34 protein-coding genes are annotated in these 25,444 nt (G+C 60.7%); 23 read left to right on the top strand and 11 right to left on the bottom strand.

Annotated features, from left to right (window positions below):
• Positions 1-16 precede the first annotated feature (16 nt).
• Genes merC through merT form a run of 3 tightly spaced genes read right to left on the bottom strand, consistent with a single transcriptional unit; the run spans position 17 to position 1,110 of the window.
• Positions 17-451, bottom strand: coding sequence for an organomercurial transporter MerC (merC, locus tag A9Z05_RS27750; protein ID WP_069620905.1), 435 nt, complete (start codon positions 449-451; stop codon positions 17-19).
• An 18-nt stretch (positions 452-469) separates the two neighbouring features.
• A complete protein-coding gene (gene merP / locus A9Z05_RS27745; protein ID WP_069620921.1) occupies positions 470-745 on the bottom strand; it encodes a mercury resistance system periplasmic binding protein MerP in 276 nt (91 codons plus the stop codon).
• Positions 746-759: 14 nt separating this feature from the next.
• Positions 760-1,110 carry a mercuric ion transporter MerT gene (gene merT / locus A9Z05_RS27740; protein ID WP_069620904.1) on the bottom strand — a complete coding sequence of 117 codons (351 nt, stop codon included), beginning with the start codon at positions 1,108-1,110 and terminating at the stop codon, positions 760-762.
• 71 nt (positions 1,111-1,181) lie between these two features.
• Between merT and merR the strand changes: the two genes are divergently transcribed.
• Positions 1,182-1,616, top strand: a complete 435-nt coding sequence (gene merR / locus A9Z05_RS27735) for an Hg(II)-responsive transcriptional regulator (RefSeq protein WP_069620903.1) — start codon at positions 1,182-1,184, stop codon at positions 1,614-1,616.
• A gap of 272 nt (positions 1,617-1,888) precedes the next feature.
• Here merR and A9Z05_RS27730 read toward each other — a convergent pair whose 3' ends face one another.
• Complete coding sequence (locus tag A9Z05_RS27730) at positions 1,889-2,131, bottom strand: hypothetical protein (RefSeq protein ID WP_069620902.1); 243 nt, start codon at positions 2,129-2,131, stop codon at positions 1,889-1,891.
• A gap of 115 nt (positions 2,132-2,246) precedes the next feature.
• Positions 2,247-4,019, bottom strand: coding sequence for a type IV secretory system conjugative DNA transfer family protein (locus tag A9Z05_RS27725; protein ID WP_069620901.1), 1,773 nt, complete (start codon positions 4,017-4,019; stop codon positions 2,247-2,249).
• Positions 4,020-5,825: 1,806 nt separating this feature from the next.
• On the opposite strand from A9Z05_RS27725, the gene A9Z05_RS27720 reads away from it, so the two are divergent.
• Both A9Z05_RS27720 and A9Z05_RS27715 read left to right on the top strand, forming a co-directional pair.
• Positions 5,826-6,554 (top strand): hypothetical protein, encoded by a 729-nt coding sequence (locus A9Z05_RS27720; protein WP_069620900.1) that lies wholly within the window; start codon positions 5,826-5,828, stop codon positions 6,552-6,554.
• Positions 6,541-6,894, top strand: coding sequence for a hypothetical protein (locus A9Z05_RS27715; protein WP_069620899.1), 354 nt, complete (start codon positions 6,541-6,543; stop codon positions 6,892-6,894). The genes A9Z05_RS27720 and A9Z05_RS27715 overlap by 14 nt, the downstream gene beginning before the upstream one ends.
• Before the next feature lie 9 nt (positions 6,895-6,903).
• Here A9Z05_RS27715 and A9Z05_RS27710 read toward each other — a convergent pair whose 3' ends face one another.
• On the bottom strand, positions 6,904-7,467 hold the full coding sequence (locus A9Z05_RS27710; RefSeq protein WP_069620898.1) for a hypothetical protein: 564 nt from the start codon (positions 7,465-7,467) through the stop codon (positions 6,904-6,906).
• Positions 7,468-8,466: 999 nt separating this feature from the next.
• Positions 8,467-9,150, bottom strand: coding sequence for a transcription elongation protein SprT (locus A9Z05_RS27705; protein WP_069620920.1), 684 nt, complete (start codon positions 9,148-9,150; stop codon positions 8,467-8,469).
• Between the two features lie 512 nt (positions 9,151-9,662).
• On the opposite strand from A9Z05_RS27705, the gene A9Z05_RS37055 reads away from it, so the two are divergent.
• The 3 genes from A9Z05_RS37055 to A9Z05_RS27695 all read left to right on the top strand — a co-directional run bounded on the left by A9Z05_RS37055 (position 9,663) and on the right by A9Z05_RS27695 (position 11,184).
• Complete coding sequence (locus A9Z05_RS37055) at positions 9,663-9,935, top strand: hypothetical protein (protein WP_084044481.1); 273 nt, start codon at positions 9,663-9,665, stop codon at positions 9,933-9,935.
• Positions 9,932-10,582 (top strand): hypothetical protein, encoded by a 651-nt coding sequence (locus A9Z05_RS27700; RefSeq protein ID WP_069620897.1) that lies wholly within the window; start codon positions 9,932-9,934, stop codon positions 10,580-10,582. The genes A9Z05_RS37055 and A9Z05_RS27700 overlap by 4 nt, the downstream gene beginning before the upstream one ends.
• Positions 10,583-10,731: 149 nt before the next feature.
• Complete coding sequence (locus tag A9Z05_RS27695) at positions 10,732-11,184, top strand: hypothetical protein (protein WP_069620896.1); 453 nt, start codon at positions 10,732-10,734, stop codon at positions 11,182-11,184.
• Between the two features lie 202 nt (positions 11,185-11,386).
• Here A9Z05_RS27695 and A9Z05_RS27690 read toward each other — a convergent pair whose 3' ends face one another.
• The 3 genes from A9Z05_RS27690 to A9Z05_RS35410 are packed head-to-tail and all read right to left on the bottom strand — an operon-like array spanning position 11,387 to position 12,398.
• Positions 11,387-11,695, bottom strand: coding sequence for a TrbM/KikA/MpfK family conjugal transfer protein (locus tag A9Z05_RS27690; protein ID WP_069620895.1), 309 nt, complete (start codon positions 11,693-11,695; stop codon positions 11,387-11,389).
• A gap of 22 nt (positions 11,696-11,717) precedes the next feature.
• Positions 11,718-12,074 carry a hypothetical protein gene (locus A9Z05_RS36520; RefSeq protein WP_141723496.1) on the bottom strand — a complete coding sequence of 119 codons (357 nt, stop codon included), beginning with the start codon at positions 12,072-12,074 and terminating at the stop codon, positions 11,718-11,720.
• Between the two features lie 3 nt (positions 12,075-12,077).
• Positions 12,078-12,398, bottom strand: a complete 321-nt coding sequence (locus A9Z05_RS35410) for an H-NS family nucleoid-associated regulatory protein (protein WP_218077825.1) — start codon at positions 12,396-12,398, stop codon at positions 12,078-12,080.
• A 107-nt stretch (positions 12,399-12,505) separates the two neighbouring features.
• On the opposite strand from A9Z05_RS35410, the gene A9Z05_RS27685 reads away from it, so the two are divergent.
• From A9Z05_RS27685 to A9Z05_RS27615, 16 genes are read left to right on the top strand one after another with little or no spacing between them, the layout of a single operon-like run.
• Positions 12,506-13,285, top strand: a complete 780-nt coding sequence (locus A9Z05_RS27685) for a lytic transglycosylase domain-containing protein (RefSeq protein ID WP_176730256.1) — start codon at positions 12,506-12,508, stop codon at positions 13,283-13,285.
• The gene (korA, locus tag A9Z05_RS27680; protein WP_069620894.1) at positions 13,282-13,584 is read left to right on the top strand and encodes a KorA family transcriptional regulator; all 303 of its coding nucleotides are present in this window, start codon (positions 13,282-13,284) and stop codon (positions 13,582-13,584) included. Before A9Z05_RS27685 ends, korA begins: the two co-directional genes overlap by 4 nt.
• 6 nt (positions 13,585-13,590) lie before the next feature.
• Positions 13,591-13,869 carry a TrbC/VirB2 family protein gene (locus tag A9Z05_RS27675; protein WP_069620893.1) on the top strand — a complete coding sequence of 93 codons (279 nt, stop codon included), beginning with the start codon at positions 13,591-13,593 and terminating at the stop codon, positions 13,867-13,869.
• Positions 13,869-14,201, top strand: a complete 333-nt coding sequence (locus A9Z05_RS27670; RefSeq protein ID WP_069620892.1) for a VirB3 family type IV secretion system protein — start codon at positions 13,869-13,871, stop codon at positions 14,199-14,201. The genes A9Z05_RS27675 and A9Z05_RS27670 overlap by 1 nt, the downstream gene beginning before the upstream one ends.
• Before the next feature lies 1 nt (position 14,202).
• Positions 14,203-16,884 carry a conjugal transfer protein TraB gene (locus A9Z05_RS27665; RefSeq protein ID WP_069620891.1) on the top strand — a complete coding sequence of 894 codons (2,682 nt, stop codon included), beginning with the start codon at positions 14,203-14,205 and terminating at the stop codon, positions 16,882-16,884.
• Between the two features lie 12 nt (positions 16,885-16,896).
• Positions 16,897-17,604 carry a type IV secretion system protein gene (locus tag A9Z05_RS27660; protein ID WP_084044478.1) on the top strand — a complete coding sequence of 236 codons (708 nt, stop codon included), beginning with the start codon at positions 16,897-16,899 and terminating at the stop codon, positions 17,602-17,604.
• A gap of 12 nt (positions 17,605-17,616) precedes the next feature.
• Positions 17,617-17,886: an EexN family lipoprotein gene (locus tag A9Z05_RS27655; protein ID WP_069620890.1), complete on the top strand. Its 270-nt coding sequence runs from the start codon at positions 17,617-17,619 to the stop codon at positions 17,884-17,886.
• Between the two features lie 10 nt (positions 17,887-17,896).
• Positions 17,897-18,958, top strand: a complete 1,062-nt coding sequence (locus A9Z05_RS27650) for a type IV secretion system protein (protein WP_069620889.1) — start codon at positions 17,897-17,899, stop codon at positions 18,956-18,958.
• A 24-nt stretch (positions 18,959-18,982) separates the two neighbouring features.
• Entirely contained in the window at positions 18,983-19,174 is a 192-nt protein-coding gene (locus A9Z05_RS36515; protein WP_218077824.1) for a hypothetical protein, read from the top strand.
• A complete protein-coding gene (locus tag A9Z05_RS27645) occupies positions 19,171-19,887 on the top strand; it encodes a virB8 family protein (RefSeq protein WP_084044477.1) in 717 nt (238 codons plus the stop codon). Before A9Z05_RS36515 ends, A9Z05_RS27645 begins: the two co-directional genes overlap by 4 nt.
• A 2-nt stretch (positions 19,888-19,889) precedes the next feature.
• Positions 19,890-20,783 carry a TrbG/VirB9 family P-type conjugative transfer protein gene (locus tag A9Z05_RS27640; RefSeq protein WP_069620888.1) on the top strand — a complete coding sequence of 298 codons (894 nt, stop codon included), beginning with the start codon at positions 19,890-19,892 and terminating at the stop codon, positions 20,781-20,783.
• On the top strand, positions 20,780-21,943 hold the full coding sequence (virB10, locus tag A9Z05_RS27635; protein ID WP_069620887.1) for a type IV secretion system protein VirB10: 1,164 nt from the start codon (positions 20,780-20,782) through the stop codon (positions 21,941-21,943). Before A9Z05_RS27640 ends, virB10 begins: the two co-directional genes overlap by 4 nt.
• Positions 21,940-22,956: an ATPase, T2SS/T4P/T4SS family gene (locus tag A9Z05_RS27630; protein ID WP_069620886.1), complete on the top strand. Its 1,017-nt coding sequence runs from the start codon at positions 21,940-21,942 to the stop codon at positions 22,954-22,956. Before virB10 ends, A9Z05_RS27630 begins: the two co-directional genes overlap by 4 nt.
• A 12-nt stretch (positions 22,957-22,968) precedes the next feature.
• Positions 22,969-23,448 carry a hypothetical protein gene (locus A9Z05_RS27625; RefSeq protein WP_069620885.1) on the top strand — a complete coding sequence of 160 codons (480 nt, stop codon included), beginning with the start codon at positions 22,969-22,971 and terminating at the stop codon, positions 23,446-23,448.
• A gap of 14 nt (positions 23,449-23,462) precedes the next feature.
• Positions 23,463-23,729, top strand: coding sequence for a DUF2274 domain-containing protein (locus A9Z05_RS27620; protein ID WP_069620884.1), 267 nt, complete (start codon positions 23,463-23,465; stop codon positions 23,727-23,729).
• A 31-nt stretch (positions 23,730-23,760) separates the two neighbouring features.
• The gene (locus A9Z05_RS27615) at positions 23,761-24,096 is read left to right on the top strand and encodes an H-NS family nucleoid-associated regulatory protein (RefSeq protein ID WP_069620883.1); all 336 of its coding nucleotides are present in this window, start codon (positions 23,761-23,763) and stop codon (positions 24,094-24,096) included.
• A 74-nt stretch (positions 24,097-24,170) separates the two neighbouring features.
• Here A9Z05_RS27615 and A9Z05_RS27610 read toward each other — a convergent pair whose 3' ends face one another.
• Entirely contained in the window at positions 24,171-24,527 is a 357-nt protein-coding gene (locus A9Z05_RS27610) for a hypothetical protein (RefSeq protein WP_069620882.1), read from the bottom strand.
• A 262-nt stretch (positions 24,528-24,789) separates the two neighbouring features.
• Here A9Z05_RS27610 and A9Z05_RS36510 point away from each other — a divergent pair, with 262 nt between their 5' ends.
• The gene (locus tag A9Z05_RS36510; protein WP_069620881.1) at positions 24,790-25,422 is read left to right on the top strand and encodes a hypothetical protein; all 633 of its coding nucleotides are present in this window, start codon (positions 24,790-24,792) and stop codon (positions 25,420-25,422) included.
• Positions 25,423-25,444: the final 22 nt, after the last annotated feature.

Raw genomic sequence — 25,444 nt, 5'->3', positions numbered from 1 at the left:
TTAGATGCGCCACGACTCAACCTTTACGCGAGTTGCCCGTGCCCGAATCACACGTATCGGTGGTACAGACGCGCTTCGCCGGGGAGAACAGGTCCCAGAGCGATGTCGCCAGCATGATGGCGAGACCGGGATAGAGCAGCCAGCCGCTGCGCTCGCCATAGGCCCTCATCACAAACACGGCTACCAACACCAGCAGCGGGCCGATCAGGCCGGGCACGGTACGGCGCCACTGCCGATGATTGAGCCAGCCGACCGCATTGGCGAACAGCGCGACGCCGGCGAAGGCCGGTAGCAGGATGCGGATGAATAACCCTTCGTACTGGCTCAGGAAGCCCAGACCAATGGTGGCGCCCAGACTGGCGATCGCGGGAAAGCAGCTCGCACAGCCCATCGCCGACACGATGCTGCCAAGCAAACCGGCCTTATCGGCCGCGCGCGTGACGAATGACATTGCAGTACCTCCGTAACTTCAGTGCTTGACCGACGACGGATAGCCCGCGTCCGCAGTGGCCCTGGTCAGTGCCTGGACATTGGTCTTGCCGTCGTCGAACGTCACGATGGCTTCCCTCTGCTCGAAACGGACGTCTGCTTTTTCGACGCCGGCAACTTTGGACAGCGCGTGTTTGACCGTGATCGGGCAGGCCGCGCACGTCATGCCGGGCACAGACAGCGTGACCGTCTGCGTCGCGGCCCATACCGGGACGGCAACAACGGCGAGCGTGAGTGCAGCAAGTAGCTTTTTCATGATGAACTCCAGGTTCAATAGAACAGGGGCAGTACGTAGGGGAAACCGAGCGCGATCAGTACCAGCGCGACCACGATCCAGAAGATGAGCCTGTACGCGGCGCGCACCTGTGGAATCGCGCACACCTCCCCGGGCCTGCACGCCGCAGCGGGCCGGAAGATGCGCCGGCCGGCGAAGAACAACGCCACCAGTGCCGCGCCGATGAAAACCGGCCGATAGGGTTCGAGCAAAGTCAGATTGCCGATCCATGCGCCGCTCACGCCCAGCGCGACGAGCACCAGCGGCCCGAGGCAGCAGGTCGACGCGAGGATTGCGGCCAGTCCGCCGGCGGCAAGTGCGCCGCGCCCTTTCTGCTGTTCCGCCATACACTTGCCCTTCCGGATTTCTGATGAGTAGCGTAACCTTACTTCCGTACCTATGTACGGAGTCAAGCCGTATGGAAAACGGTAGTGAAAGCCTGACCATCGGCGCCTTCGCGAAGGCAGCCGGCGTCAATGTGGAGACAATCCGGTTCTACCAACGCAAGGGGCTGCTGCTGGAACCGGATAAGCCGTATGGCAGCATTCGCCGCTATGGCGAAGGCGATGTGACGAGAGTTCGGTTCGTCAAGTCCGCCCAGCGGCTGGGCTTCAGCCTCGACGAAATAGCGGACCTCTTGAAACTGGAGGACGGAACGCACTGCGACGAGGCGAGCAGCCTCGCTGAACACAAGCTCAGGGACATACAGGACAAGCTCGCCGATCTCAAGCGCATGGAGGCCGTGCTGAGCCAACTCGTGTGCGCGTGCCATTCGCGCAGGGGTAACGTGTCGTGTCCGTTGATTGCCTCATTGCAGCGAGGTGAAGAACCGCGTGACGCCGGCGCCGTGTAAGGGGAATTCGGCCTTAGTCGGCGTGGCTCGCGCCGGCCGCGCCCGCCGAGCTGGCCCACGAAGAACCCGGCGGACAGCTCGCGTTCAGTTTCTGACGCGCGAAAAAAAACAGGGACGCTAGGCGTCCCTGTTTACTTCGCGGCCAGTATCCCTAGTGGGACTGGTTTTCCCGCTTACCCGAGTGGCGACGCGGGAGCACTTCCGTAAACCAGAAAGCGCCGCCCAAGCCTACAACCAAGATGCCGCACAAAATCAAATAGGTGCCGGTGCCTTCAAACATCATCGACCTCCTTGTCGGAGTCCTCCATCAGTCCGAGGGCTTCGAAAGCGATTCCCAGGACCAACAAAGGCCACATTCCTGCTTTGCCGTTGAGTAACGGCCCCGTCAACCCAAGGCCAATTAGTATCAGCCCAATCTTGCGCAGCTCTTCTTTCCAGACTTTCTTGCCATCGAGTGCGACCCCCAGCCGATCATGGAACGACTTAAGGGCCATATACAACTTCTGCATCCTCATATTGGCGTACTCCGTTTCTGCAAGGATCGGTGAACGCCTGGACCGGGGGAACCCCCGCAGTGCAGGGGTTCTACCGGCATCAAAAGATGCGCTTCTATTCTAGCGCAGTCGCGATTCAGGGCGTCGGCGTGGCTTCGGCGTGCTGTTCAGCGCCGGCAGGGCCAGCCTCCCACGACGCGAAGTCGCGGTTAATCTGCGTCGGGCTGGTGTAGAGCTTCGAGGCGATACGACCGGGCATGTACGCAATGGCGATGCGCGCGGGCAGATGCAGCAGCGTGCTTTGCGCAATGATCGGCGCTTCCTGTTTGCCGACCATGCGATGGCCTTCCCATTCTTCGCCGCCGTTCGTGTTCGTCTTGGTCGCCTCGCGTTGCACCACGTTCAGCCATTGATTGGCCGAGAGCTTTTCAGCCCATTCCGCCGTGCGCTCGTCGGCCGCACGGTACACGAATTTAATCGGCGTATTGACTTCGAATTCGCGCGCCAGCGCCTTGCCATCGAGGCGCTTATCGTCCGGCGCTTCGAGGTTGGCAATCGACTGCGCAGCGAGCAACAGATTGCATTGGTACTGTCGAATCGTGGCGAGCGCGTCATTGATTTCCGCGCACGCCAAGAACTTGAGTTCGTCAATGCCGACCGTGACATGGGCCGGTCGCGTGCGATTCAGGCGCTTGATTTCGGCCGTCAGCTCGGAGATATAAGCCTTCGTCGCGGCCTTCACCACCGGGTCAGCCAGATCGCCGCGCACGTACACCACGGCGTTATTCATCAAACACTGTTCGATGGAATGACCCTTGCGTTTCACCGACTGCGCGAAGGTTTCGACGCGCGACCACTCGCGCAACGAATCGCGCAGCGTGGACAGATCGCGGTCGCCGGATTGACCGTGATCCTTCACGTAGGCCAGCAGTGATTTGATTGTGCCGTCCGTGTTTTCCAGCGCGTCATCGAGCAGCGCGCGCTCTTTCGCCTTGTATACGTCCGCATCGGTGCCGTGCGATTCGAGATTGAACGCGCGCACGATGCGCGTGCGGCGCTGCCGGAAGTCGCCACCAAGGAACGGATGCCACACGCCCTTGCCGCCGGGATTCAGGTCGAGATACACGAAGCGGCGGCCGGCGGCCTTCGCCTCGTTTTGCAGCAGATACGGCAACCAGTCGTCGCCTTTCGGATCGACATAGACCACGCCCAAGCCGCCGCGAATACACTGTTTGAAGATGCTTTGCAGGACGATGCCCTTGCCGTAGGAGGTCGGCCCGAGCACCGCATGGTGCGTGGTGAAAAACTCTTTCAGCTCGAAGTAAATCGGCTCGTCGTTCTCGTCCAGACCGTAAAAAATCTTGCCATCGACAAAGTATTTTTCCGGCTGAAAAGCCTTGGCTTTGAGCGTCGCGACTTCCTCGCGCGCATCAACGAGCTTGTCGGTTTCCTGCATGACGCGCGCCGAGCGCCAGTAGGCCGAGAGCCGAGGCGCAGCATAGCGATCCCACAGGAACCGCAGCACAACACCGTAGAGAATGGCCGCAAGGATGATCGGCCAATATTGCCCGAGCTGCGCGCGCAGCTCACCACCGAAGTTCGCGGCGGCGCTCGCAAATCCCAGGCCGGACATTGCGACGTAGAGCAAGAACGCCACGAGCGGCACGAACAACAGCCACACGTACAGCGTGATAACAGAAGCCCGCCTGCCGATAAACGTCAGCCAATCGTGGAGTGATGCATCGTTGGTTGGCAATCGCCAGGGCACCGGATGCAGCACCGACACCACGAACAGCGGGATTGCCAACACGATCCAATACCACGGGCTGGCCCATTGCACCGCATGGACGACCGCCGAAAGCACGGTCGATTGCGCTGTTTGAAAGGCGTAAGCGTTGGGTAACGACACGGCGTGCTCCAGGAGTTAGGAGGAACCGGAGAGACTTTCGTCTCTCCGGTTTTGGGCCGGCGTGTGCCGAAGCACGGACGGATTGCCTAAAAAGGCGCACCACCCTGCCGAGCAGATACGGTCTGCGGCCGTACAGCAATTGAAGGCTTCCCACACCCTCAACGTTGACGCTACTGACGCAGGCTTTTGGCCTGTTTGTCGTCTGACGTGCCGGGTTCAAACCCCGGTTTGCCACAGCGAGCACGACGCGATAGCGCCGGTTCCCTGGTTGCCACCGACCCGAAAAGGGCCGCATTGACCACCGGCCTGACGGCTGCCGGGTTGACTTGCACGCACCGAAGCACGCGGCTTTTTCATGCCATCGACCCCAAACGGCGGGCCGCCCTGACCACCGACCTGACCGCTGCCGGGTTGACTTGCACGCGCCGAGGCGCGCGGCTTGTTGACGACACCGGCCTGACGGCTGCCGGGTTGACTCCGACCGAAACGGCCGGCAACTGCACTGCGATTTGCTTCCACGACAAGCTCCTTTCTCAAGGGTTAATTACACGTTGGACACCTCAGGAGACCAATCCCGAGACGGGCGCGGGTACCAGCCGCGCCCGTTCCAACACTCCACTGCGGGAACCACCCCGCATCTTCACGCTTACGTGTGCCGTGAACTTTCGGACAGGCTTTCGCCTGCTATCTGCGCTTCGGACGAATCGCGACAGATAGCTACACGGCTTGCGCCGTGCGGCCCTACTGATCCACTCTCCCTCCCATAGCCACCGGGTTACCAGCCCGGTATCGGCCTTAGGGATTCCCACGTTAGTGCAACGTTACTGACGCCAAACTGCGCGCCAGAGCACCACGCCTGCGCCTCAAGCAACAACAGTGAGGTGTTCCCTCTCACCCTTTAGGTTTTCAGCGGCCCGAGATTCCAAAGCGGCTCGCTTACCTGTTGTGCCGTCAACGGCTTCGTCTTCAGACAGGCTTGATGCCCCACCACATAGCGACCTCTACGGCCGCATTTACACGCTTAAGCTATACAACGACCCCACCAGCTTGCGCCGGTAGGTGCCGCGTGCGCCAGGTTTCCCCTTGCACGCCTGCGCCCTTTCGGAACGCCTCAGCAGCCTACGTGTGTGGCATAGGTTCTACGGTTTCCCGCAGCCCCTAGACGGTGCTAGCGACGGCCTAAGCCATCTCCCGTTTTCACGTTGCACAGGGCAGCAGCGCATTTCCTCGCTGTGCCCGTTTCCGTGTCGCCCAACCTCGCCCCAATGCTTCGCGGGGATTGAGTCGAAGGGCGGAGTTACACCGCCCAGCGCTCGTCGTAGTCGTACCAGCGCCATTACGCGCATACGACTTCAGCACACTCGGCACGGTTGGTAGCCGTGCCTTGAGCCTTGCGGCTCGCGTGAAGTGATGGAATCCAGGGGTGGTCAGCCCCCGGACTGCTTACTGCGATGGAGGCTGCCCCTGATCCGTGTAACCGCTCGCGCGATACACCACTTCGGGCAACAGGCAATGCAAGGGTTGGTTGCCCTGGTGCTGCGTCGCTGGCCGCTTGTGGCGGCCCCGGCGACGCAGAGTGATGCTTGCGCGCTAGGGCCGCTTGTGGCGGTCAGCAATTTGAGTGTAGTGGCAACGTATGAAGAAAGCACGCTTCGCGTGCGGAATCTCTTATAATTAGCCGGGAATGCGAAGCATCCCGGATAACTGGAAAGCCTTGCGCAGCAAGGCTCCGCATTATCAATGAATGGATCGATTCAATCCTATGCGTTGAGCATATTTCGGCCTCCCAGGCAAAATGCATAAACCATGAATGAACCGAGCGTTATTCGATACAAGACGTTGCTGATGCAACGGCTGCTAGACCTCGTTCGGCACGGTTACCGGCACCACACGGCCGGCACGGTGCCGGCCGAGCGCGCCGAGGCGCTTTGCGCAAAGTTTTCGACGCGCTATGACGTGTTCGTGAACCAGAACCAGCGTGCCTATCGCAAGAGCCTTGGGAAGGCCAACGCGCGGCTGCTTCTTGCCGACCTTGAACGCAACGGCGGCACGCTGCATTGGTTCCTGATGGTGACGGACGGTCAGCATGACGCGCATACGCTCGAAAAGCTCCACGACGCGCTAGAGGCGGGAGAGCGTGTACACGTCACGGGTTATGAGCTGTTAAAGCTGCCTCACTCGAAGGCCGCCGGCGGCGGCGTTCGCCTGACTTGGCGCATGACGACCGAGACAGAGCGCGCCTGGCGATTTCAGATCCGTTCGACCGTCCGCGCGAAGCGCGCCGATGAGCTGGTGCCGGCGCTGGTGCGTTCGCTGTATCAGACGCCAGGCTTTCACACGACCCGCTATCAGGTCGGAAAGCTCGTGGCGTTCCTCACGGGCGAGTGGGTACGGTCAGGCCGGAAGGCCGAGGCGTTGCCCCTTCCAGGCGCCCTACCCTACGTGCGGCGGATAGCCGACGAGGATTTCACTTTGGAAGACTGGCTTGCCGCTGCGGCGAGCCGCAAACCGGAGGTGACGGATGAGCGAGATTGAGAAGCAAGACCGCGTTGTGTCGTTCACGGCCGACCAATGGTTAGCCGAGGACGAAACCGAGGCATTCGGCGTGCGCAAGATCGTGCCGAAGAAAAAGGAGCCGACGCCCGGTGTAAAAGCTATCCTCGTGTTCGAGGACAGTTTTCGCCGCGCGAAAAAGCACCTGAAGGCGTATCCGCTGTTGCGGCCACAGCTCGATTTGCCCGAGCTGATTAGCGCCATGATCGACGTGTGCGACGCCGACCCGGCAATCATGGAGAAGGTCGCGCGCCGGATCATCGACGCGCGCAGGCAGCAGCTCGACGCAATGGCGGCCAGCACGACGCCGCCGGACGCGTGAGCCACGCGCTCACACGTCCAGCTTGCCTTGTCCGTTATCGACGGCCTTCGTCTGTGCGCTGCGGCGGCGATACTCGCGCACGAACATGACGCGGTCGCCCTTGAAAAACAGGGCCGGATTTACCCAATAGACGTTTGGCAGCTTGGGCGCGAGGAACGACTTGCCGAGCAGTTCGCGCAGCCCGCGCTGGAAAGTTTTTTCGCTCATGCCAATGTCGCGGCCGGACAGCCCTTCGCCGAACCAGCTCAGGTACACGGCATCGGCGAAGCCGCCCTGCATTGGCGTGCGTTGGTACTCATCGAGGACGGCTTGAAAGACGCGCTGGCCGGTGCGTGAGAGGTCGTAGCTGGCCGACACGCCGGCCGCGAATACTTTCACGAACTCCGCATCGTCTTTTTCCTCGATGTTGCGAATGACCGTCGCGGCCTGTACGACTCCATCGGAGTCCATCAGCTCGCGCCTCACGCCGCTATCGACATAGCGGCGCTTGATCGTGATTTGGCGCGGCTCCAGCAACGGGTTCACCTGGGGCGAGAATTCGAGGTATCGGAGGTTCGGCTTTTCGTCAGACATGGCTACTCTCGCTCGATTCGGTTATTCGCCGGACATTTTTCGCGGCGAAATTGTCTTTCCAGCGTCAGAGGATGACCGAGGGAAAGACAAAAATCAAGCGGTTTTTGTCTCTTGAAGGGCTGGAGTTGTCTTTCGAACGGACAGAGTTGTCTTTCGAGGTGCTGGAGTTGTCGGTGCGATGTCGGCGCGACAAGGGTTTGCGGGCCGCTCCTTCTCACTCTGCTTTAGCGCGGCCGATTTTTCGCGGGGTAATATGATCCAGCCCCCATTTCCGGGCCTAGCGTCCCGAAAACGGAGGAATCACGGCGCAAGCGCCTTGACGACCCCGGCACCCCGCCCAATCACACAGGCCTGCGGAGCCGTGGTCTAAGCCGCTGACGGGGCAAGCCCCGCCACCGACTAAGACCGGGATAAATCGCGCCCGAGCCGTCCTGCGGCCGGCCCGCCCGCTCAACCCGGCCCCTGTGAGGGCCATCGGCTGATCGTTAGTCGCGTCGCCCACGCCCAATTGTCTGCAAAAAGGGGGGGCGGCTTGGGTGCCAGATGCGATTGCGGCGCAAAATCCGGCCCGTGGTGCCGCTCCAGCGCGTCGGCTAAGGGGGTAGCCTACCTAGACCAGCGCGAACGGCTTACAGCGCCGATTTTCCGCAAACGTGTGTCGGGGCCGCTTGGTTGAGATTTTTTTATCTCATTTGGGCGAGCGCAGCGAGGTCACGCCGTAGGCAAAAGCTCGCGGGGAGCCGGTGCGTTGGGTGCGGTATCCCGGCCAGCGGCCGGGACTATCCACGCCCTTGCGGTGTGGATAGCGCAGCCATCCACGGGCGGGCGCGGGTGAACCACTGGCCTATCGTTGACCACCGCCGGGGCCGCGTAAGCGGTGCCGGCTCGTCATTTTGCGGCGCAGCCGCCTGTTTTCCGGCCGTGCGCGCCGTCGAGCAGCCAAAAGCAATGCGCCGTGCATTATACACGGCGCGGTTATGAAGTTATGCAGTTACGCGGTTACGTTTCTTCGGTTTCCAGCTCGTCGGTTGAGTCCTCGGAGCCTTCATCGACGGCCATTGCGCCGTGCAGCGGGCAATGTGGCGGGCCGGCGAGGTCAAGCCACTTGCGCGAGGTGCGCGCGGTATAGCCGCACTCGGCGCAATGGCATTTGATGTGCCGCCGTGTCTGCTTCTTCGGGGCGGTCGTGCTCGGGCCGCCCTCGTCGCCCGGTTCCGTACCCGGCTCGATGCGCTCGCCTTGGGTGCGCAGGCGGGCGTGAGGCAGCGGGCCAGCTTCGGCCAAGATCGGTTCCAGCGCCGTGCGGAATTTCGGGCCGGCCGTGGTCGAACGCATCGGGCCTTCAAGGCCGATGCCCTTCGCGACCCGGCGGAAGTCCTTGCCGTGACCGGCAGGGATACCTACGGCCGCGTGTACCAGCTCATGACCGAGGATCGCCGCGACTTCCATCGGCATGACTTCGGGGGAGTTGGCGAGGTCAGGCCGGATGAAGATTTCGAAGTGGCCGTCATCGCTGCAACGATTGTCCCAACACTCGCCAATGCGCCGCCCTCTCCAACCGGAGGACGTGAACCCGATCGCGATACGCACGCGCTCGGGCAGCGGGGCGTCGAGTTCTTCGAACAGATACGCCATGCGCGCGGCAACGAAGTTCAGCCAGGATTCGCGGTTCGGGTGTTTCACTGTCAGCTCCAAGAGAGTGCGTGTACACGCTTCTATTTTAGTTCAAAGGAGAGCGTGTACACGCTCTCTTATGGCCTCTGGACTAACTTTATTGTGTCAAAACGTTACGACGTTATGAGGTTTTAAAGTTACGACTTTAAGAGGTTGCGCAGTTATGGCGTTAGTGGTGTATGATGTTATGACGTTGTGCAGTTGAGAAGTTGAAATGTCAGAACGTCATAGATCTATAGCGTTACAGCTTCACAACGCTATGACGTTGTAACCGCGTAGCGTCAAAAATTCGCGGGGCCAGCGGATCGAAGCTATAACCGCATGAGGTTGTAACGCTTTGGCTCTATAACGCCGTAACGCCGTAACGCCGTAACGCAATAACTTTATGAGGTTATGAAATGAAGCAGCCGAAAGGGGTAGTTGATTTGGCAGCTCGACTCGGGGCGGCGGCATCGTCGCCACTCGTGCCGGTTGCGGCGGCGACTCCGGCGCCAGCGCCGGCACCGGCCGCAGCCCCCGTCATGACGGCCGAGGCACCGGGCGGGGCAGGGCAGGGCGCGGCGGCGGCCGAGGCACCGGCAGCGGCGCAAGGTGCGAGCGTGGCACCAGCAAGGAAGGCAGCCAAGGCCGCAGCGAAGAAAGAACCGGCCGACACGACGCAACTGACGTTGCGCCCGTCGCGGGCGCTTCTCGCGCGTTATGTGGCAGCAGCGGCAGATCGCAGCCGGGACACCGGGCGCATGGTGTCGGCACAGGAAATCATGCTTGAAGTGCTAGAGAAGGGGGGTGTATGAGCAACATCGTCTATCTTGGCGGGCAGAAGGGCGGCACGACCAAAACCACGACCGCGCACCTGATGGCCCTTGGCGCGATTCTCCGCAAACAGCCGGCCGCATATGTCCTGACCGACCCGCATCGCCGCGTGAAGGCCGAAGGCCGTCCGTATGGCGTGCTCGATGGGCGCGACCCGAACGCACTTGCGCAGGTAATCACGGCGAGCCAGAGCAACCTTAACGGCTGGCTGATCGTTGACGGCGGCGGCAACCGGCCCGCGTTCGACAAGGCGATGGCCGAGTCGGCACACCTCACCATCCTGCCGTTTCGCGCGTCGGAGGAAGATCTAGAAGCCGTCGCGCTTGACTTGCAGGCCATGCCTAACGCGGTCGCGCTGCCGTCTGCCTGGTCAACCAACAAGCACGCGCAGGAAGCCGCGCAGCGGCTTATCGACGGCCTCAGCACGGCATTCCCTGGGCGCGTACTCACGTCGCCCATTTGGTTCGTGAACTCCACCGCGGAATTGCTTGGCGCAACGCTCGAAAGCCCCTCAACAGCCGTGCGCAATGCCGCGCGCCACAGCTTCGACATTCTGACGGCCACCTTTGAGCAGTACGGCACGCCGGCCGAGCTGGACGACGCGGCGGCAGTCACCGAAGCGCAATAAGTACACTCAGCCCGAAACCGCTGTATCGGGCTTGTAAACTCCCGCTTTTTGTCCTACCTTTGGGTTGTCGAGAGACGCACTGCGCTATCCGTGGTGCGTCTCTCGACGCTCCCGGATGGCCTTTTTCAGACCCTTGAAGGAGGTTCATCATGTTGACCGAAACGACCCGTACCACCGCCGCTCTGTTTCCTGTAGATGCCGACCACGCCCGCGAAAACGGGCCGATGTTTACAGGATCGATCAAGCTCGAAGGGGTATCGGTTCCGTTGTCGGCCTTCCTCAAGGAAGCGCGCAACGGTTCGGATACGCAGTTTCTCGACTTGTCGATTGGCGCGAAGGGGCAGGTGCATTTCTCGGGGCGACTCTTTCGCAGCGAGAAGAAGAAAACGGACAAGTCGCCGGACTACACAGGCTATCTGACCGTTTTGCCCCTGACGCCTGGCGTCGATAACGAGTACACGGAGGACGACTGGAAGGCAGCACCGCGCCTCATCGTGTTCGGCCGGCGCAAGCGTAACGCGGACAACTCTGTTCGCATCGCGCTTGACGTGGTGCCGCAACGCTCGACGGCTGATATCAGCGATGAGGAAGTCGGGTTCTAGGGAGAAGGCTCTAATAGCCGCCGCAGTACGAGAAAGGGAGAGAAGGCAACTTCTCTCCCTTTTTATTTCGCCTTTATTTTACCCAATATGAATAATTCCATACCAGGCTTCAAAGCTAAAATCAAGCTGGTAAATATGTCAGGTAATCTGCGACAATTATCGAATATCAGAAATTGTTAATTCGTAACTATGCCGTTACAGGTTATTCCATCGCGCCAAAGAGGCTGATAACCTGATCCACATTGCCCGCGTTGGACTGGTTAGCGTCAGGGCATTCGTTGAGGAATTGCCTGCGTGCATCGGCCGTCGCGCTTAGGTCAAGGTGCCCGTGGTGGAACTTCTTGATGGACAGGAAATCGCTGATCGGCTGGTTGCAGCTATCGCCGCCTGACTGCCCCATCGCCTTGCCTGTCATGCAGACAAGGGAGTCACACGGTGAGGCGAAAGCGACGAGCGGGCCTGACAAACCAAGCGTGAGTACGAGGGCGCATGAGACAGCTTTCTTATTCATGGCGTTATCTCCATAAGGGGGCTTAAAAGAGCGCTCGGCGTTCCAGTCTAATCAACGCTTCACGCAGGCCCAGCAGCGCAATTATCACAAGTCCTGTGATGATCGCATTCCGAGGGTGCGGCCAGTGATGAGCGTATTCGACACCAAGGACAACGAGGCCCGCGAGAACAACAAGCGTCAACCCAAACCGTATGTAGCGGCCAAAGAGACGAAGAGAGCCGCACGCAAGCATCCACGCGGTATCACGCAACAGGCGACCAATTAAACGAGCAGCGCCGGCCAGGGCCGGTGTAGCGCGCTCACAGAGAGCAGCGAACTTCCGCGCGCGACGTTCGCGGCGAACACGCTTACCTGTCTTAATTGGAATGACCTGTCCCATGCCTCATCCTTTCTTTTCTTCCGTCACCTCGAATTCATCGAGCGTTCGACCAGCGTTCAAGTACGCCATCAACCACGCCGGCCGCCGGCCAAAGCCCGACCACGTATTGGCCGGATTCTCGGGATCGCGATAGCTCGGGCGCGTGATCGGCGCGGCATTGGGAATGTGGAACTCCTCCAGCTTTCGACCTTGATCCAGGTAGGCCACGACCCATGCAGGACGTTGGCCCCAACCAGACCAGGTGTTGAGCGGATTCGCAGGGTCGCGGTAACGCGCCTCGCCTCCCGGTGCCGTCTTCGATGGGAACGGTACGAACTCGATCACGGTTCCATCCTGCCTTCTGACAAGACGCCGACTCGCATTTTTGTCCTTGCCTCTCACTGATTACGCTTCCATAATATACTCTGTCCGTTTCGTGCAAAAGAGGATGTGTGAATAAATTCGCCGCACTCTCTCTCGTTCCAATCCTGGCCGTGCCCGTGGGTGCGGAGGCGACGCCTGCTGCGTTGTCACCGCAGATCCTCGCGCTGGCCCGCACGTGCGCGCCTGACATTCATCCTCTGACGCTTGCGTATCTGGTTCGCGCCGAGTCGCACAACAACCAATACGCCATCAACGTCAACGGCGGTAACAGCCTGCCACGTCAACCCGTGACGGAGCAGGACGCGCGCGACGCCATCGCGTTGCTCAACAAGCGCGGCTGGAATTATGACGTTGGGTTTGCCCAGATCAATTCTGGCAATTTTCGCAGTCTAGGGCTTACCGGTGAACAGCTCCTAGACCCTTGTACCAACTTGCGCGCGGCGGCCCTCATTCTTGGCAACTGCTATGCGCGCGCCGTGCAGGCCGTTGGAGAAGGGCAGGGCGCTTTGCAGCGCGCCTTGTCCTGCTACAACACCGATTCGCAAAGCAAGGGCTTTGCAAACGGCTACGTCAAGCGGGTTGTCGCTCAGGTTCGCTACAAGGTGCCCGAGCTGATGGACGGGCCAATCAATCCGAACGATGCGGGCGCACCTACCAGCCCGAGCGCATCGAGCGCGACGCCGGTTCGCCGGCAGGCCATCGCAGCAGCCGTGCCCGCGCAGCCCGCAGCCGACCCGGCCACGCAGGGCGGCGAGCAGGGCGCGGCAGGACAAATCGAAGAAGGGGCATTCGCCCATCCCGAACTCGGCGCGTTCATGAGCCGTGTTTCAGCAAAAGGAGGCCAATGAAAACCGTTGTGTATCTGGCGATGCAAAGCCAGCTCGAAAGCATCCTGCGCGAATGGCAGGTCGATCGCGTTGTGATTCATCGCATCGAGTCTCGCCAGTGGATTCCGTTCATCGACATTCGGAACGAAGCCGGCCAGGCCTATACGTGCTCGATTCGCGTCAAGAAGGCGCTGGAGCCTAGAACGTGGTCTGACTTGCGCGCGCTGGTCGATTGGATCGACACGCAGGTTGGCGTCAAAGAGTGTGCGTTGTCTCTATCGGACTTCGAATGGGAGTCCGAAAACTTAACCGTGGAGTGAACCCCAATGAAGAAGAAGCAGATTCAAGCGTCGCAAGTCGCCGTGGGCCTGATGTTCCTGCTTGCGGCCACGCAGGCTTTTGCCGTCGATACGGGCGCGTCCGGCCTCAATTCCGCACAGACCTGGATGATGGTTTGGGTTCCGGTTGGCTGCGCAATGATTATCGTCGCGATGGGCGTTGGCCTCATGGCTCACATGGTCAAGCTGCACCAGCTCGTCTATCCGGTCATTGGCCTGATCGTCGCCGGCTCCGCTTCTGCGATTGTCGGCTACTGGATTTCGTGATGGCCGCGAAATTTCCGCTGTTCAAAGGGGCTACGCGTGTGCCGTGCTGGTTTTTCGTGCCGCGCACCGTGCTCCTTGGAACCTTCATGTTCTGCGGTGCCTTGTATATGTTCATCCACCTGTACGCGATGTTGCTGTTCGCGCTGCTGTGGATGGTCGAGTACGCGATAACGAAGCACGACGAACGCATGTTCCGCATCTTGTGGCTATGGATCAAAACCAAGGTGCGCAACCGGTTCGACTCGCGACTCACTGCACTCTGGAAAGGCTCTAGTTTCTCGCCGGTCAGCTACATCGACCGAATCAAAGAGGATCACCGAGACGAGGTATAGCATGGCCGTTGCTACCCGAGAGATCAAAAAGAACAAGAGCTTCGTGAAAGAGCCTTCGTTTACGCAGTTCATTCCGTACTCGCAGCACCTCACGCCCACGATTGTCAGCACGGTCGGAGGCGAGTACGTCATGGCGTTTCGCATTCAAGGCCGAACGCACGCGAGTGCCACCGATGAGACGTTGCGCCATTGGGTGCTAGACCTCAACCACGTTGCGAAGCAGATCGGCAACGAGCACGTCAAATTCTGGACGCACTTGCACCATCACAAGATCGCGAGCTACCCGGACGGCGAATTTCCGACCAAGTTTGCGCGCGATCTGAATGCCAAGTACCGCAAGATGTTCGACAAGGCACCGCTGATGGTCAACGACTGGTATCTGACGGTCGTATACAACCCGGTTGGCGATATCGCACAGCAGTTCCTTTCGAAGTTTGATCGACCGTCGCGCGAACAGCTCGAAGAACGCCAGAAGCAGGCAATCGAGAAACTGGAGGACATTTCGACTCAGCTCATGGGCGCAATGAGCGCCTACGGCATCGAGCCGTTGACCCTTTATTACCGCGACAAGAACGGCAACATCATCGAGGACGACGACACCGCCGCAGCCGACATTGATGATGACGACCCGGACGACGACGACCCCGAAGGCGACCTGTTGGCCGAGCTGCCGGCCGATGAGCCGGCCAGCGCGCCGGCAGAGCCGGTGCCGCTCGCGCAGAGGCACGTCTTTTCGCGCGTGCTCGAATGGTTCAGCTTCCTTGCGAATGGCGAATGGTCGGTCGTGCCGGTGTGCCGTGGTCGCATCTGCGATTACCTGATGACGAATCGGCCGGTTAGCTCGCTCTTTGGTGACGTGATCGAGCTGCGCACCGTCGAGCGCAATCTCTATATGGCGGGCATCGAGATTCACGACTTCGAGGAAAACACCGAACCGGGCCAGCTCAATCTATTGATGGAAGCACCGTTTGAGTTTGTGCTGACGCAGGTGTTTTGCTGCATGTCGCGTGCGGCCGGTCGCGTGCTTCTGCGCAACCAGCAGCTTTCCATGATGGAGACGAACGACCCGAGCAAGTCGCAAACCGAGGAATTGAGCACGGCGCGCGATGACGTTGCAGCGGGCCGCATCATCATGGGCTTTTACTACGCCGTGATGCACGTTGTTTCGCTCACGGCCGATGGCGCGCAGCAGATCGCGCGCCAAGCCAAGGTCATGATGAACCAGTGCGGCATATCGGCCGGTGCGGTCAGCCTCGCCTCAGACGCGGCGTTTTACTCGCGCCTGCCTGGCAATACAGCCTGGATGCCCCGGCCGGTGCCCGTCAATAGCTGGAACCTGTTCTGTTTCTCGTCGTTTCACAACTTCATTTCGGGCAAGCCCACGGACAACCCGTGGGGCCGCGCAATCATGTTGTTTCGCGGCGTGAGCGGCTCGCCGCTTTTCCTCAACTTCCATTCGACGCCGAAGCTTGAGCGCTCGTTTGGCAAGCGGCCGGCCGGCGTGACGGGTATTTTCGGGCGGATCGGCTCCGGCAAGACGACCAAGCTCAATGCGCTGCTGGCGTTCTCGACCGAGCTTTCGATTAACCCGCGCATGGCGATCTATGACCGCGATCGCGGCATGTATCCACTCGTCAAGGCGTTACGCGGCCATTACACGGTACTGAAAGAGGGGCTGGACACCGGCTGGCAACCTCTCCAGCTCATCCCGACGCTTATTCACCTTGCTTTTGTCAAACGTTTGCTGCGTGTGCTTTGCGAAATCACGCTGAACGGCAAGCCGATGGAGCAGCCCGAGCTGGACACGCTCAACAGCGCCATTGACGCCGTGATGGGGCCGCCCACCGACGCCGACTTTAGCGCCGCCGAGCTGGAAGCGCGCAAGTCCTATATCCCGATGGAGAGCCGCACGATTACTGCGGTCATGGAGCACTGCGAGAAGCCGCACCGCACTTCGGCCATGCGCCTGACGGTGGCCGCCATGCTGCTGCCGTGGACGCGCCACGGCGAGTACGGCTGGCTGTTCGATAACGACGCCGACCTGCTCGACTTCCGCAAGAACGATATCAACGCGTTTGACCTGACCGAATTTCTCGTCGGCAAGGATGAAATCGCGCCGGTCACTCGCACGCCGATGCTGATGTATCTGAATTTCCGCGTGCGCGAAACGATCGACGGCAAGCGCCGCTTCATTCAGGTGTTTGACGAGTTCGCGCAGTATCTCGACGACCCGATCATGGTTCGCGAGGTCAAGCGTGGCATCAAGAACGACCGCAAGAAGGACTGCATCTATGTGTTCTCGACGCAGGAGCCGAACGACGCGATTTCGAGCACGATCGGCAAGACCATTATCCAGCAGATGGTTACGCAAATCCTGCTCGAAAACCGCGACGCCGACCGCGAGGACTACGGCGAAAGGGGCTTGAAGTGCCCGCCCGCCGATATCGACGCGGTTATGTCGATTCCCGAGAACAGCCGTCAATTCCTTCTCCGCCAGGGCGGCCAATCCGGGCTGGCGAGCATGAAGCTCGAAGGCATGGACGAAGAAATCAGCATCTTGTCGGGCACGCCGGATAACGCGGATCGGCTTGAAAAGCTCATTCGTGACCTTGGCACCGATGATCCCGACGTGTGGTTGCCGAAGTATTACGCCGCAGTCGTCGGCCGCAAAGCCGGCCGTTAAAGGAGAGACGCCATGAAATTCGTGAGAACCACCGTAGCCGCCGTTGTACTGGCCGCCTCGTGCGCAGGCGCACAGGCGCAGATCGTCGTGACGAACCCGACTTCGTTCGCGCAGCAGGCCGCCAACTTCGCGCAACAAATCGCGAACCTGAAATCGCAGCTGCAACAGGCCGAGAGTCAGTACGCGGCCATTACCGGCAACATTGGCCAGTACCAGAACCTCTTGCCGACGAGCCTTTCGACGCTCAAAGGCAACCTGCCGCAGAACTGGGAGCAGGTCTATTCGGACGCGATGAACAGCTCATCGAGCGTGTCCGGCTCCGCCTCGTCCATCCTCTCGCGCTTCGACAGCCAGATTCAGGGCATGGGCCGCGGCGACGCCCTGACGTTCATCAACCAGCAGTTGCACGCCAAGGGCGCTTACGACCGCGCCATGACCGAGCAGGCTTACGACAACGAAATGCGTGAGCTAAACGATATGCAGTCGCTTACGAGCCAGATCGGGCAGGCCACCACGCAAAAGCAGATCGAGGATCTACAGGCCCGCATCCAGACCGCCCAGGGCGCGATCCACGGCGAACAGGCCAAGCTCCAGCTCATGGCGATGGGCCAGCAGGCGCAAGACAACCTCCTGCGCCAACAGCAGTCCGTCGCCCAAAAGCGCTACCTGTACGGCGACGACAGCGAATCGAATTCCGCTCCCAATATCACCGGCCAATAAGGACAGTCCAGCATGAAAAAGGCAACGCTCATTCTCGTGGTTCTCATTCTCGCGGCGTGCAACAACAAGGAGGAAGAAGCGCACACGCGCAGTTGGTATCGCGAGCACGACGCCGAACGCAAAGCCGAGGTCGCGAGCTGCAAGGATGATGCCGCGAAGCAGGTTTCGGCCAATTGCATGAACGCGCAAAACGCCGAATCGGACATTTACATCAACGGCAAAGACTACTACCGGAACGGCGGCCAGAGCAGTAACACTGCGCCCAACCTGACCGCCAAGTGAGAGAACGGCAATGGCCTACGATGGTGTTACGCAGATATTCACCTACATGGACACGGTAACGACGCAGATCGTTGCCGAGAACGTAAGCCGCATCGTCTCGTGGGCTGCGCCCATCGCGGCGGTCGGCCTGACGATCCAGCTTCTGATCGACGGCGTTTCGACCATGTTGATGCCGAGCGGCGAGCCGCTATCGCAGCTCGTGAAGAAGTTCATGCAGTACTACGCCATCGTTGCCATTGCCGGCACCGGAGGCCTCTATGCGGCCACGCTCGCGACGTGGGCGCTTAGCTTGCCGGACAGCCTCAGCTCCGTGCTGCTACTCAACGGCTCGACGGCCGGCAGCAGCACAAGCGCTATCGCCACGATGATTGACCAGGCGATGGATCATTCTCTGACCGTCATGCGAACGCTGTTCGCACAGGCAAGCATCTTTTCAGAGCAAGGGCTTGTGGCGTTGCTGTTGGCTCTCGTCGTGCTGCTGGCGACGGTGCTTATCTGCGGTATCGGCGCTATCTCGATCCTGCTTGCCAAGTTCCTGCTTGCCGTAACGGTGGTTTTCGGCCCGATCTTCATTTTCTTGCTGATTACACCGCCGCTCGTGAGCTTCTTCGGGAACTGGCTTGGCTCGGTCTTTAACTATGTTGCGCTGATCGCCATGACAGCGATGAGCTTCGGCATGTTCATGAAGTTTTTCGACAACGCGATATCGGCCGCCGCAACGCCGAATCCCGATGCCGGCGTGCTCATGTCGATCATTTCGGCCGCCATCGTCACGGTTATGGCGGTCGTGCTGCTGAAGTCGCTACCCGACCTTGCCGCGAGGCTTACCAACGGCGTCAGCACGAAGCTCGCGCAACACATATCCGCAGCCGGCGGCGGTTCCAGTGCCGGCGGAAAATCCGGCGGCGGCGGCGGTGGTAGCGGCTCGGGCAGGGGCAGCGGCAGCGGATCGAGCGGCGGTAGCAGCGGCTCCGGCTCCAGCTCGGGCGGCGCAAGCGGCGGCTCGGGGAGCAGCGCGAGCAGCGGCTACAACTACGCGCGAGGCTCACAAGGCGCGCAGAGCCGTTCCTAACACCATACGCAGGGAGAACCAGCCATGAAGCGATGCGCCATTTTTGCCATGTTGGCAGTACTAATTTCATTGACGGGCTGCGCCAGTATCAAGCCGCCGCCCGAGCCTGACATGAGCCACCTTGTCTCAGCCAACAAAAACATTCCTGATGAACTGCAAGGAAGCGCCACGCCGCAGCCGGCGACGGGCGCGAATGCTGGAGGAACCGCACGATGATGAATAAGCTCGCACTGCGCAAGCCCGTTACGGCCGACGCGCTCGACAAATATCTGGAAGAACGGGAAGGCCTTGAACTCGACCTGACCGACGAAATCCTGCGTTCGCGCAAGCGCGCGTGGCAGGTTGCCTGCGGCTTTGGCGGCTTCGGCATCTTCGCCCTGTTGCTCGCCGCCTTCGTGATCTGGCGTTATTGCGAGCCGATCGCAGAGCACATTCTTTGGCGCGACTCATCGACGGGCGCGATTCAGGAGCTTTCGATTCTTCCCGGCGGCAAGGTCACCAGCTATGGGGAACTGACGGACGGCTATTGGGTTGCGCAGTTCGTCAACCACTATACGGGCTACGAGTTCTATTCCTCGCAAGCGGACTATGACTTTGTGAACCTGACGGCAACGGGCGCGCTGGCCGATGAGTACAAGAAGCGCTGGAATGGCCCGAACGCGCCCGACAAGCAGCTTGGCGACTCTGAAATGACCACCGTGAAGGTCAATTCCGTCATTCTCGATACGGAGCACGGCATTGCGACCGTGCGTTACACCACGACGAAGAAGTATCGCAATCGCCCCGAGCCGGAGCCGACCGTGCATTGGATCGCGACCGTTTCGTACCAGTACGACAAGAAACTGATGACCGCCAAGCAGCGATACATCAACCCGGCCGGTTTTCAGGTCACGGCGTTCCGCCCGAACACGGAAGCAACGGAGAAATAACTATGCGACGCGCGATGCTCACACTTGCCGCCGCGCTCGCACTGACGGGCGCGCAGTATGCGTGCGCCGTGGGGCCGAAAACCAATTCGCCCCACGACTACCGCATCAAGTCTGTTGTCTTTAACCCGACCGATACCGTGGAGGTCAATTGCGTCATTGGTCTGTCTCTCACGATCAATGTTGCGCCCGGTGAGCGGTACGTCACGCACACCTTTGGCGACCCCGGCGGCTGGCGACTGTCGCAGAACGGCAATCACATCATGGTCTGGCCGACGAACGCGAATAGCGACACCAACCTGACGCTGTTCACGGATCGCCGCGTGTATTACATCCTCCTGCATTTCATCGGCTCGCGTGGCGGCGATGGTAGTCAGCTCGGCAACACGCCGGGCACGTTCATCAAAACGCCGTGGGCGATGCGCTCGGCCACGCTTGCGCTCAACTACACCTACCCGGACGACGACCGCAAGTCGGCGCTCGTGAAAACCAACGCGCAGCGCGTGAAAGAAGCACTGGCAAACGCGTCCAGCGCGGGCCTTTCGAACTTGAGCTATTCCCGTTCCGACGAGGCCGGCACGGAAGACATTCGCCCGGTCAACGTGTGGGACAACTTCCGGTTTACCTACTTCAAGTTTGAGCCGAACGCCGAACTACCGACCATCACCTATATCAATTCGGCCGGCAAAGAGGCGGTGCCGAACGTTCACATCGAAGGGCCAAACCACAACATCATCGTCGCGGAAAACGTTGCGCGGCAGTGGCGTATCCGTTCGAAAGACAAGGTGGTTGGCGTGCTTAACGCGAATTACAACCCCTCGATCGGCGCGAACCCGAGCGGCACCGTCTCGCCGTATGTGCGCCGCGTGCAGAAGCAACCCGAAGGAGATAACGAATGACCGACCGCACCGATACGGCCGCCGTGCAGGACGGCCGGCAATCGTTCAACAAGGGGCCGCGTGCATCGACGCCTGGCCTCGTCGCCTTTATCGTCCTTGTGATCGTGCTCGGCCTTGGCCTTGTCGGCTGGATGGTATACGGCGCGTTGCATCGCAAGCCGGCCGCGCAGCCTGTAGCCGCCTCAAAGCAGGACAAGCCCTATCAAGGCGCTTTGCCGGAACGCACGTTCAGCGACACACCGACGAACTCGACGCCAGCGACCGCAGCCACGCCGGCCAGCGCGCCGGCACAGGCGGAACCGGCACACCAGGACTCGCGGCAGCAGCAGGAACCCTCGCCGGAAGCCGTCGCGAACGCACGCCGGCTCGGGATTCAGCTCGCGGGCGGCCAGCAGGTCAGCGCCGACCAAGGCCAGGCGCCGGCCGGCGCTCAAGGCGGCGCACCGGGCGGCCAGCCCGCCGGATCGCCCATGCAGCGCGTCAGCTCCAGCAGCGACGCGTTCGACCGGCAGACAACCGCCACACGGCCGCAGGCCGTCAAGGCGACGTTGCTTGCGCATCCGAGCCTGACTATCCCGAGCGGCACGATGATTCCGTGCGGCACGAAAACCGAGCTGGACACGACGCAGCCCGGTATGGTCGGGTGCCAGGTGAGCCGCGACGTGTATTCGGCCGATGGTCGCGTGAAGCTCATCGACAAGGGCGCGCACGTTGACGGCGAAATCACGGCGGGCATCAAGGCAGGGCAGAACCGCGTATTCGTCCTGTGGACGCGGGTTCGCAATCCCGACAACACCATCGCGAATCTCGACAGCCCCGGCACGAACGCGCTCGGCAGCTCGGGCATTCCGGGACAGGTCGATACCCACTTCTGGACGCGCTTTGGCGGGGCGATGATGATTTCGCTCTTTTCTGACCTCAGCTCGGGCCTTGTGCAAGCGGCGGCCAACAGCGCGAACAGCGGCAGCAACAACACGTATCTGAACCTCGACAACACGTCGAACACGTCGAACCAGCTCGCGGCCGAAGCGCTGCGCGCGACCATCGACGTACCGCCGACGCTGTATGACGCGCAGGGCGACACGGTGAATATCTATGTTCGCCGCGATGTTGATTTCAGTGACGTGTACACGCTCTCTATGGATGGGACGCAGCCATGAATGCACCGATGCAAGCCAAGTATTTCGACAACAAATCGTTGCTTCACACGCTCGAACCGTTGCAGAAGTATTTTCAAGACGAGAACGTGTACGAAATGCGCGTGAACAGGTTCGGCCAGCTCGTGTGCGCGACCCGGCAGGGCCGCGTTTTTCACGACGCGCCGTTCCTCACGCATTCCTATCTCAATCGCCTGACTGACACGCTGATGAACGCGAACGGGTTGCCCCGGCAGCCCGTCAATGACGTGATGCTGCCGGACGGTACGCGTGGCGTAATCTGCTGGCCGCCGGCCGTGCTCGAAGGCACGGTACTGATTGCGTTCCGTAAGCACCTCGCCGTGGACAAGACCCTTGAGCAACTGGACGCCGAAGGCCGCTTCGACCAGCTCAAGGTACGAACCTTTGATGACGCGACGAAGCTATCCGACTTCGAGCAGGAAATGATCGCCTTGCGCGACGAGCGCCGTTACGTCGAGTTTCTGAAAAAGGCCGTGGTCGGCAAGTGCAACATCGCGGTAGCGGGGCCGACCAACTCGGGCAAGTCAACCTGGACGCGCACGCTCCTGAATCTCGTGCCACGCAGTGAGCGCGTGATGGTGTTACAGGACACGCACGAAGTGGGTTCAGATGCGCAAGACGAAATCGGCTATCTGATGTACGGCGAGCAGGAGGGCCGCTTGTCCGCACGCGAATGCCTGCGCACCTGTATGCGGCTTTCGCCTGATCGTATCTTCCTGACCGAGCTGCGCGATGACGCCGCCTGGGATTACCTCAAGAGCGCGAACACCGGCCACCCCGGCAACATCTTTTCGACGCACTCGGAGAGTGCCGTTGAAACGCCGTGGCGCATCGCGGATCTCGTCAAATCATCCGAAGTCGGCCGGATGCTCGACTACGACATGATCCTGCGCACCGTCCACGCCACCATCGACGTGATTATCTATATGCGCGACTGGAACTGCGTTGAGCTGCTGTACGACCCGGTATTCAAGAAGAAGCACGCCAAGCGCTAAGGAGGCGACACCATGCAGAACACGACGCATCAAATCATCATGAACGCCGTTATCGTGCTTGTGGCCGGCGGCTTTGCGACGGCCATCTATCGGCGCATCGCGCCGTACCTGTTCCGCCGGCACGGCGAAGCTATGGCAGCTCGGCTTGCGCGCGTCGCGAGTGAACAGGAACAGGCCGCGCTCAAACAGCGCGACCTCAACATGACGCGTGGCCGCGCGCTGCGCGTGCGGCTCACCAACGTGGGCATCCTGCTTGGCTTTTTGCTGATCGTAGGTTTCGCCACGCCGCGCCTGGGGTTCTCGACCACGAATAGCGCCGTCCTGACGTTCGGCGCTTACGTGCTTGTGGGCTATATCGCGGTGCTGCTTGCCCGCGTCGTGCCCTCTGAAGCCTTGCAAGGACTCAACTGGAACAGCCGCATCGACGTGCGGCTTTATTACGTGTGGCTCTGGCCGCTCAATGTCTTCAAAACCGTTACCGCCAAGCACTAAGGAAGCTACTCACCATGACGCAGAAAACGCCCCGTAATCCCTCGAATCGCCTGCTGCTGCCGATCGTCAAGCGCGAGCCGGAAAAGACGAAGCTCCCCGTGCAGCTCGCGCAGGAGGCTCACGCCGACTTGCTCGCGTACCAGCGGGCCTATCAGGAAATGAACGGTGTAGAGCTATCGCTTGATTTCATCATCGAGCACGTTCTTATCCAGCACATGAAGCGCGACAAGGCATTCCAGACGTGGAAGGCGACCGCACCGAAGGCGGCCGGCACGAACTGATCGCATCAACTAGCACGGAGGACAGAATCAGGTGAAAGGCGATACGTACAGGCACCTCAGCGCCGAGTTGCAGAAGCTAGACCGGCGCATTGAGAATGCAAGGCAGGACGAACGGCAAAACGTTTTGCAGGAGATTCGCGAGAAGATGACCGAATGGGACATTACTTCGAACGAACTCCGACGATATCGACGGGGGACGTACAACACCAAGCCGATAGTCGCAAAGTACCGCGACCCGGCCACCGGCCGCGAGTGGAGCGGCCGAGGCCATGAACCAGCTTGGATTGCCGGGAAGGATCGCAGTCAGTTCCTCATCGAGGACGACGATGCACCCGCCGGCACGCACCGCGCCGTTCGCGCTGATTAATACACTCTCTCAGGCTCCGCGCTTCGGCGGAGTTTTCGACGGTCGCTGCGGCGGCCGTTTTTTTTGAAGGCGGCTCACTTGAGCCACGTCACAAGCACGCCGGCAACGCCCAAGATGGCAGTCACGATGCACGCGATGATGGCGATTGTCGCGGCGCGAGCAGCGATCGCTGATTGTTTCGCCGCTTCGCGCGCCGAAGTCTCAGCGGCTGCCGCTGCGCGTTCCGTGGCTTCCGCGCCGCGTTCGGCCGCGTCGAGCTGCCGTCTCTCCACCTCTGCCGCGCCGCGCGCATCGAGGCGCTGTAGATAGTCCCGGCCGCGTTGCTGCCGGATATTCGCAATGCGCCCCGAGCCGATCATTTGCCGGAATTCATCGAGGCCGCCCTGTAGGCCGGCGATGTAAGCCTCTATTTCCTCGTCTGTATCGAACACGGTTCCCCCGTTGTCGTCGCGCCCATCGACTCAATGCTGATGCTACCCGCTCGCCGCTTCGTCGCGTTGCAAAACTCCTAAGTTGTGCAACGTCGCGCCGGCCGCCGTCAAACCCTTGTACGGTCGAGGCACGCCATGTTGCAAAACATAGTCTTGTATTAGGAATGATGTGCGACTATGATTTGCAACGTGGCGCGCAGTGTGAGCGTGCCGAGCGGTCAGCAACCACCCGCGCCGTTGCGCGCCGATATCGGGAGTGACGATGGACAAGAGCAATCGGGATTTCAAGAGCATGCTCAGCAAGATTACCGAAGCGGTGATCGACACTAGTAGTCCAGATTTCAAGCACATGCTCAGCAAGGCGCGCGACGCCGCAGCCGGCGGCATCAATGCCATGTCTAAGGGCGAAGCCCTCGCGGCCGCGCTCGTTCTCAACCGGCCTGACTGGCTCGCTGCGATGAACCACACGATTGCCGAAGCAATCGACCGCATTGGCCCGGAGTGGGCAATCCTTGTACCGGCCGTTGCGAAGGAGTTTGAACGCGATGCACAGACCGCCGCTTACGCTTCGGCCGAGCGCACGCGACTGGCGCGGCATGACGAGCTCGCCAGTCGGCAGCAGGCCGATAACGAACTGGATTTCAGTGCCAAGCTCATAACCTACGGCGATGCTCCCGGCTACCGTGACGTGACTTTCACGTTCGACCTTGACCCGGTAGGCGAAAACCAGCGGCCGACCGTCCGCGCGAGCATTCGCATCCGGCCGGAAGATGGTGAACGGATTGTCGAACACATCACAGGTGTTCATCGTTGCGCTTGGGATCGCAGCAACGGCGGCCGACCGATCGACGCGAAGCCCGACGAGAAACGCCCGCGCTGGATCGACAGGGCATAACCATGCGCGCGTCTCGACGCGC

Source organism: Burkholderia sp. A2 (assembly GCF_001729305.1).
GTDB classification, from domain to species: domain Bacteria; phylum Pseudomonadota; class Gammaproteobacteria; order Burkholderiales; family Burkholderiaceae; genus Burkholderia; species Burkholderia sola.
This window is presented reverse-complemented; position numbering and strand designations above follow the sequence as displayed.

What these genes read in the sequence shown, in the direction of transcription:
- merC (WP_069620905.1), bottom strand. Translation starts at nt 451, where the DNA reads ATGTCATTCGTCACGCGCGCGGCCGATAAGGCCGGTTTGCTTGGCAGC.
- merP (WP_069620921.1), bottom strand. Translation starts at nt 745, where the DNA reads ATGAAAAAGCTACTTGCTGCACTCACGCTCGCCGTTGTTGCCGTCCCG.
- merT (WP_069620904.1), bottom strand. Translation starts at nt 1,110, where the DNA reads ATGGCGGAACAGCAGAAAGGGCGCGGCGCACTTGCCGCCGGCGGACTG.
- merR (WP_069620903.1), top strand. Translation starts at nt 1,182, where the DNA reads ATGGAAAACGGTAGTGAAAGCCTGACCATCGGCGCCTTCGCGAAGGCA.
- A9Z05_RS27730 (WP_069620902.1), bottom strand. Translation starts at nt 2,131, where the DNA reads ATGAGGATGCAGAAGTTGTATATGGCCCTTAAGTCGTTCCATGATCGG.
- A9Z05_RS27720 (WP_069620900.1), top strand. Translation starts at nt 5,826, where the DNA reads ATGAATGAACCGAGCGTTATTCGATACAAGACGTTGCTGATGCAACGG.
- A9Z05_RS27715 (WP_069620899.1), top strand. Translation starts at nt 6,541, where the DNA reads ATGAGCGAGATTGAGAAGCAAGACCGCGTTGTGTCGTTCACGGCCGAC.
- A9Z05_RS27710 (WP_069620898.1), bottom strand. Translation starts at nt 7,467, where the DNA reads ATGTCTGACGAAAAGCCGAACCTCCGATACCTCGAATTCTCGCCCCAG.
- A9Z05_RS37055 (WP_084044481.1), top strand. Translation starts at nt 9,663, where the DNA reads ATGACGGCCGAGGCACCGGGCGGGGCAGGGCAGGGCGCGGCGGCGGCC.
- A9Z05_RS27700 (WP_069620897.1), top strand. Translation starts at nt 9,932, where the DNA reads ATGAGCAACATCGTCTATCTTGGCGGGCAGAAGGGCGGCACGACCAAA.
- A9Z05_RS27695 (WP_069620896.1), top strand. Translation starts at nt 10,732, where the DNA reads ATGTTGACCGAAACGACCCGTACCACCGCCGCTCTGTTTCCTGTAGAT.
- A9Z05_RS27690 (WP_069620895.1), bottom strand. Translation starts at nt 11,695, where the DNA reads ATGAATAAGAAAGCTGTCTCATGCGCCCTCGTACTCACGCTTGGTTTG.
- A9Z05_RS36520 (WP_141723496.1), bottom strand. Translation starts at nt 12,074, where the DNA reads ATGGGACAGGTCATTCCAATTAAGACAGGTAAGCGTGTTCGCCGCGAA.
- korA (WP_069620894.1), top strand. Translation starts at nt 13,282, where the DNA reads ATGAAAACCGTTGTGTATCTGGCGATGCAAAGCCAGCTCGAAAGCATC.
- A9Z05_RS27675 (WP_069620893.1), top strand. Translation starts at nt 13,591, where the DNA reads ATGAAGAAGAAGCAGATTCAAGCGTCGCAAGTCGCCGTGGGCCTGATG.
- A9Z05_RS27670 (WP_069620892.1), top strand. Translation starts at nt 13,869, where the DNA reads ATGGCCGCGAAATTTCCGCTGTTCAAAGGGGCTACGCGTGTGCCGTGC.
- A9Z05_RS27665 (WP_069620891.1), top strand. Translation starts at nt 14,203, where the DNA reads ATGGCCGTTGCTACCCGAGAGATCAAAAAGAACAAGAGCTTCGTGAAA.
- A9Z05_RS27660 (WP_084044478.1), top strand. Translation starts at nt 16,897, where the DNA reads ATGAAATTCGTGAGAACCACCGTAGCCGCCGTTGTACTGGCCGCCTCG.
- A9Z05_RS27655 (WP_069620890.1), top strand. Translation starts at nt 17,617, where the DNA reads ATGAAAAAGGCAACGCTCATTCTCGTGGTTCTCATTCTCGCGGCGTGC.
- A9Z05_RS27650 (WP_069620889.1), top strand. Translation starts at nt 17,897, where the DNA reads ATGGCCTACGATGGTGTTACGCAGATATTCACCTACATGGACACGGTA.
- A9Z05_RS36515 (WP_218077824.1), top strand. Translation starts at nt 18,983, where the DNA reads ATGAAGCGATGCGCCATTTTTGCCATGTTGGCAGTACTAATTTCATTG.
- A9Z05_RS27645 (WP_084044477.1), top strand. Translation starts at nt 19,171, where the DNA reads ATGATGAATAAGCTCGCACTGCGCAAGCCCGTTACGGCCGACGCGCTC.
- A9Z05_RS27640 (WP_069620888.1), top strand. Translation starts at nt 19,890, where the DNA reads ATGCGACGCGCGATGCTCACACTTGCCGCCGCGCTCGCACTGACGGGC.
- virB10 (WP_069620887.1), top strand. Translation starts at nt 20,780, where the DNA reads ATGACCGACCGCACCGATACGGCCGCCGTGCAGGACGGCCGGCAATCG.
- A9Z05_RS27630 (WP_069620886.1), top strand. Translation starts at nt 21,940, where the DNA reads ATGAATGCACCGATGCAAGCCAAGTATTTCGACAACAAATCGTTGCTT.
- A9Z05_RS27625 (WP_069620885.1), top strand. Translation starts at nt 22,969, where the DNA reads ATGCAGAACACGACGCATCAAATCATCATGAACGCCGTTATCGTGCTT.
- A9Z05_RS27620 (WP_069620884.1), top strand. Translation starts at nt 23,463, where the DNA reads ATGACGCAGAAAACGCCCCGTAATCCCTCGAATCGCCTGCTGCTGCCG.
- A9Z05_RS36510 (WP_069620881.1), top strand. Translation starts at nt 24,790, where the DNA reads ATGGACAAGAGCAATCGGGATTTCAAGAGCATGCTCAGCAAGATTACC.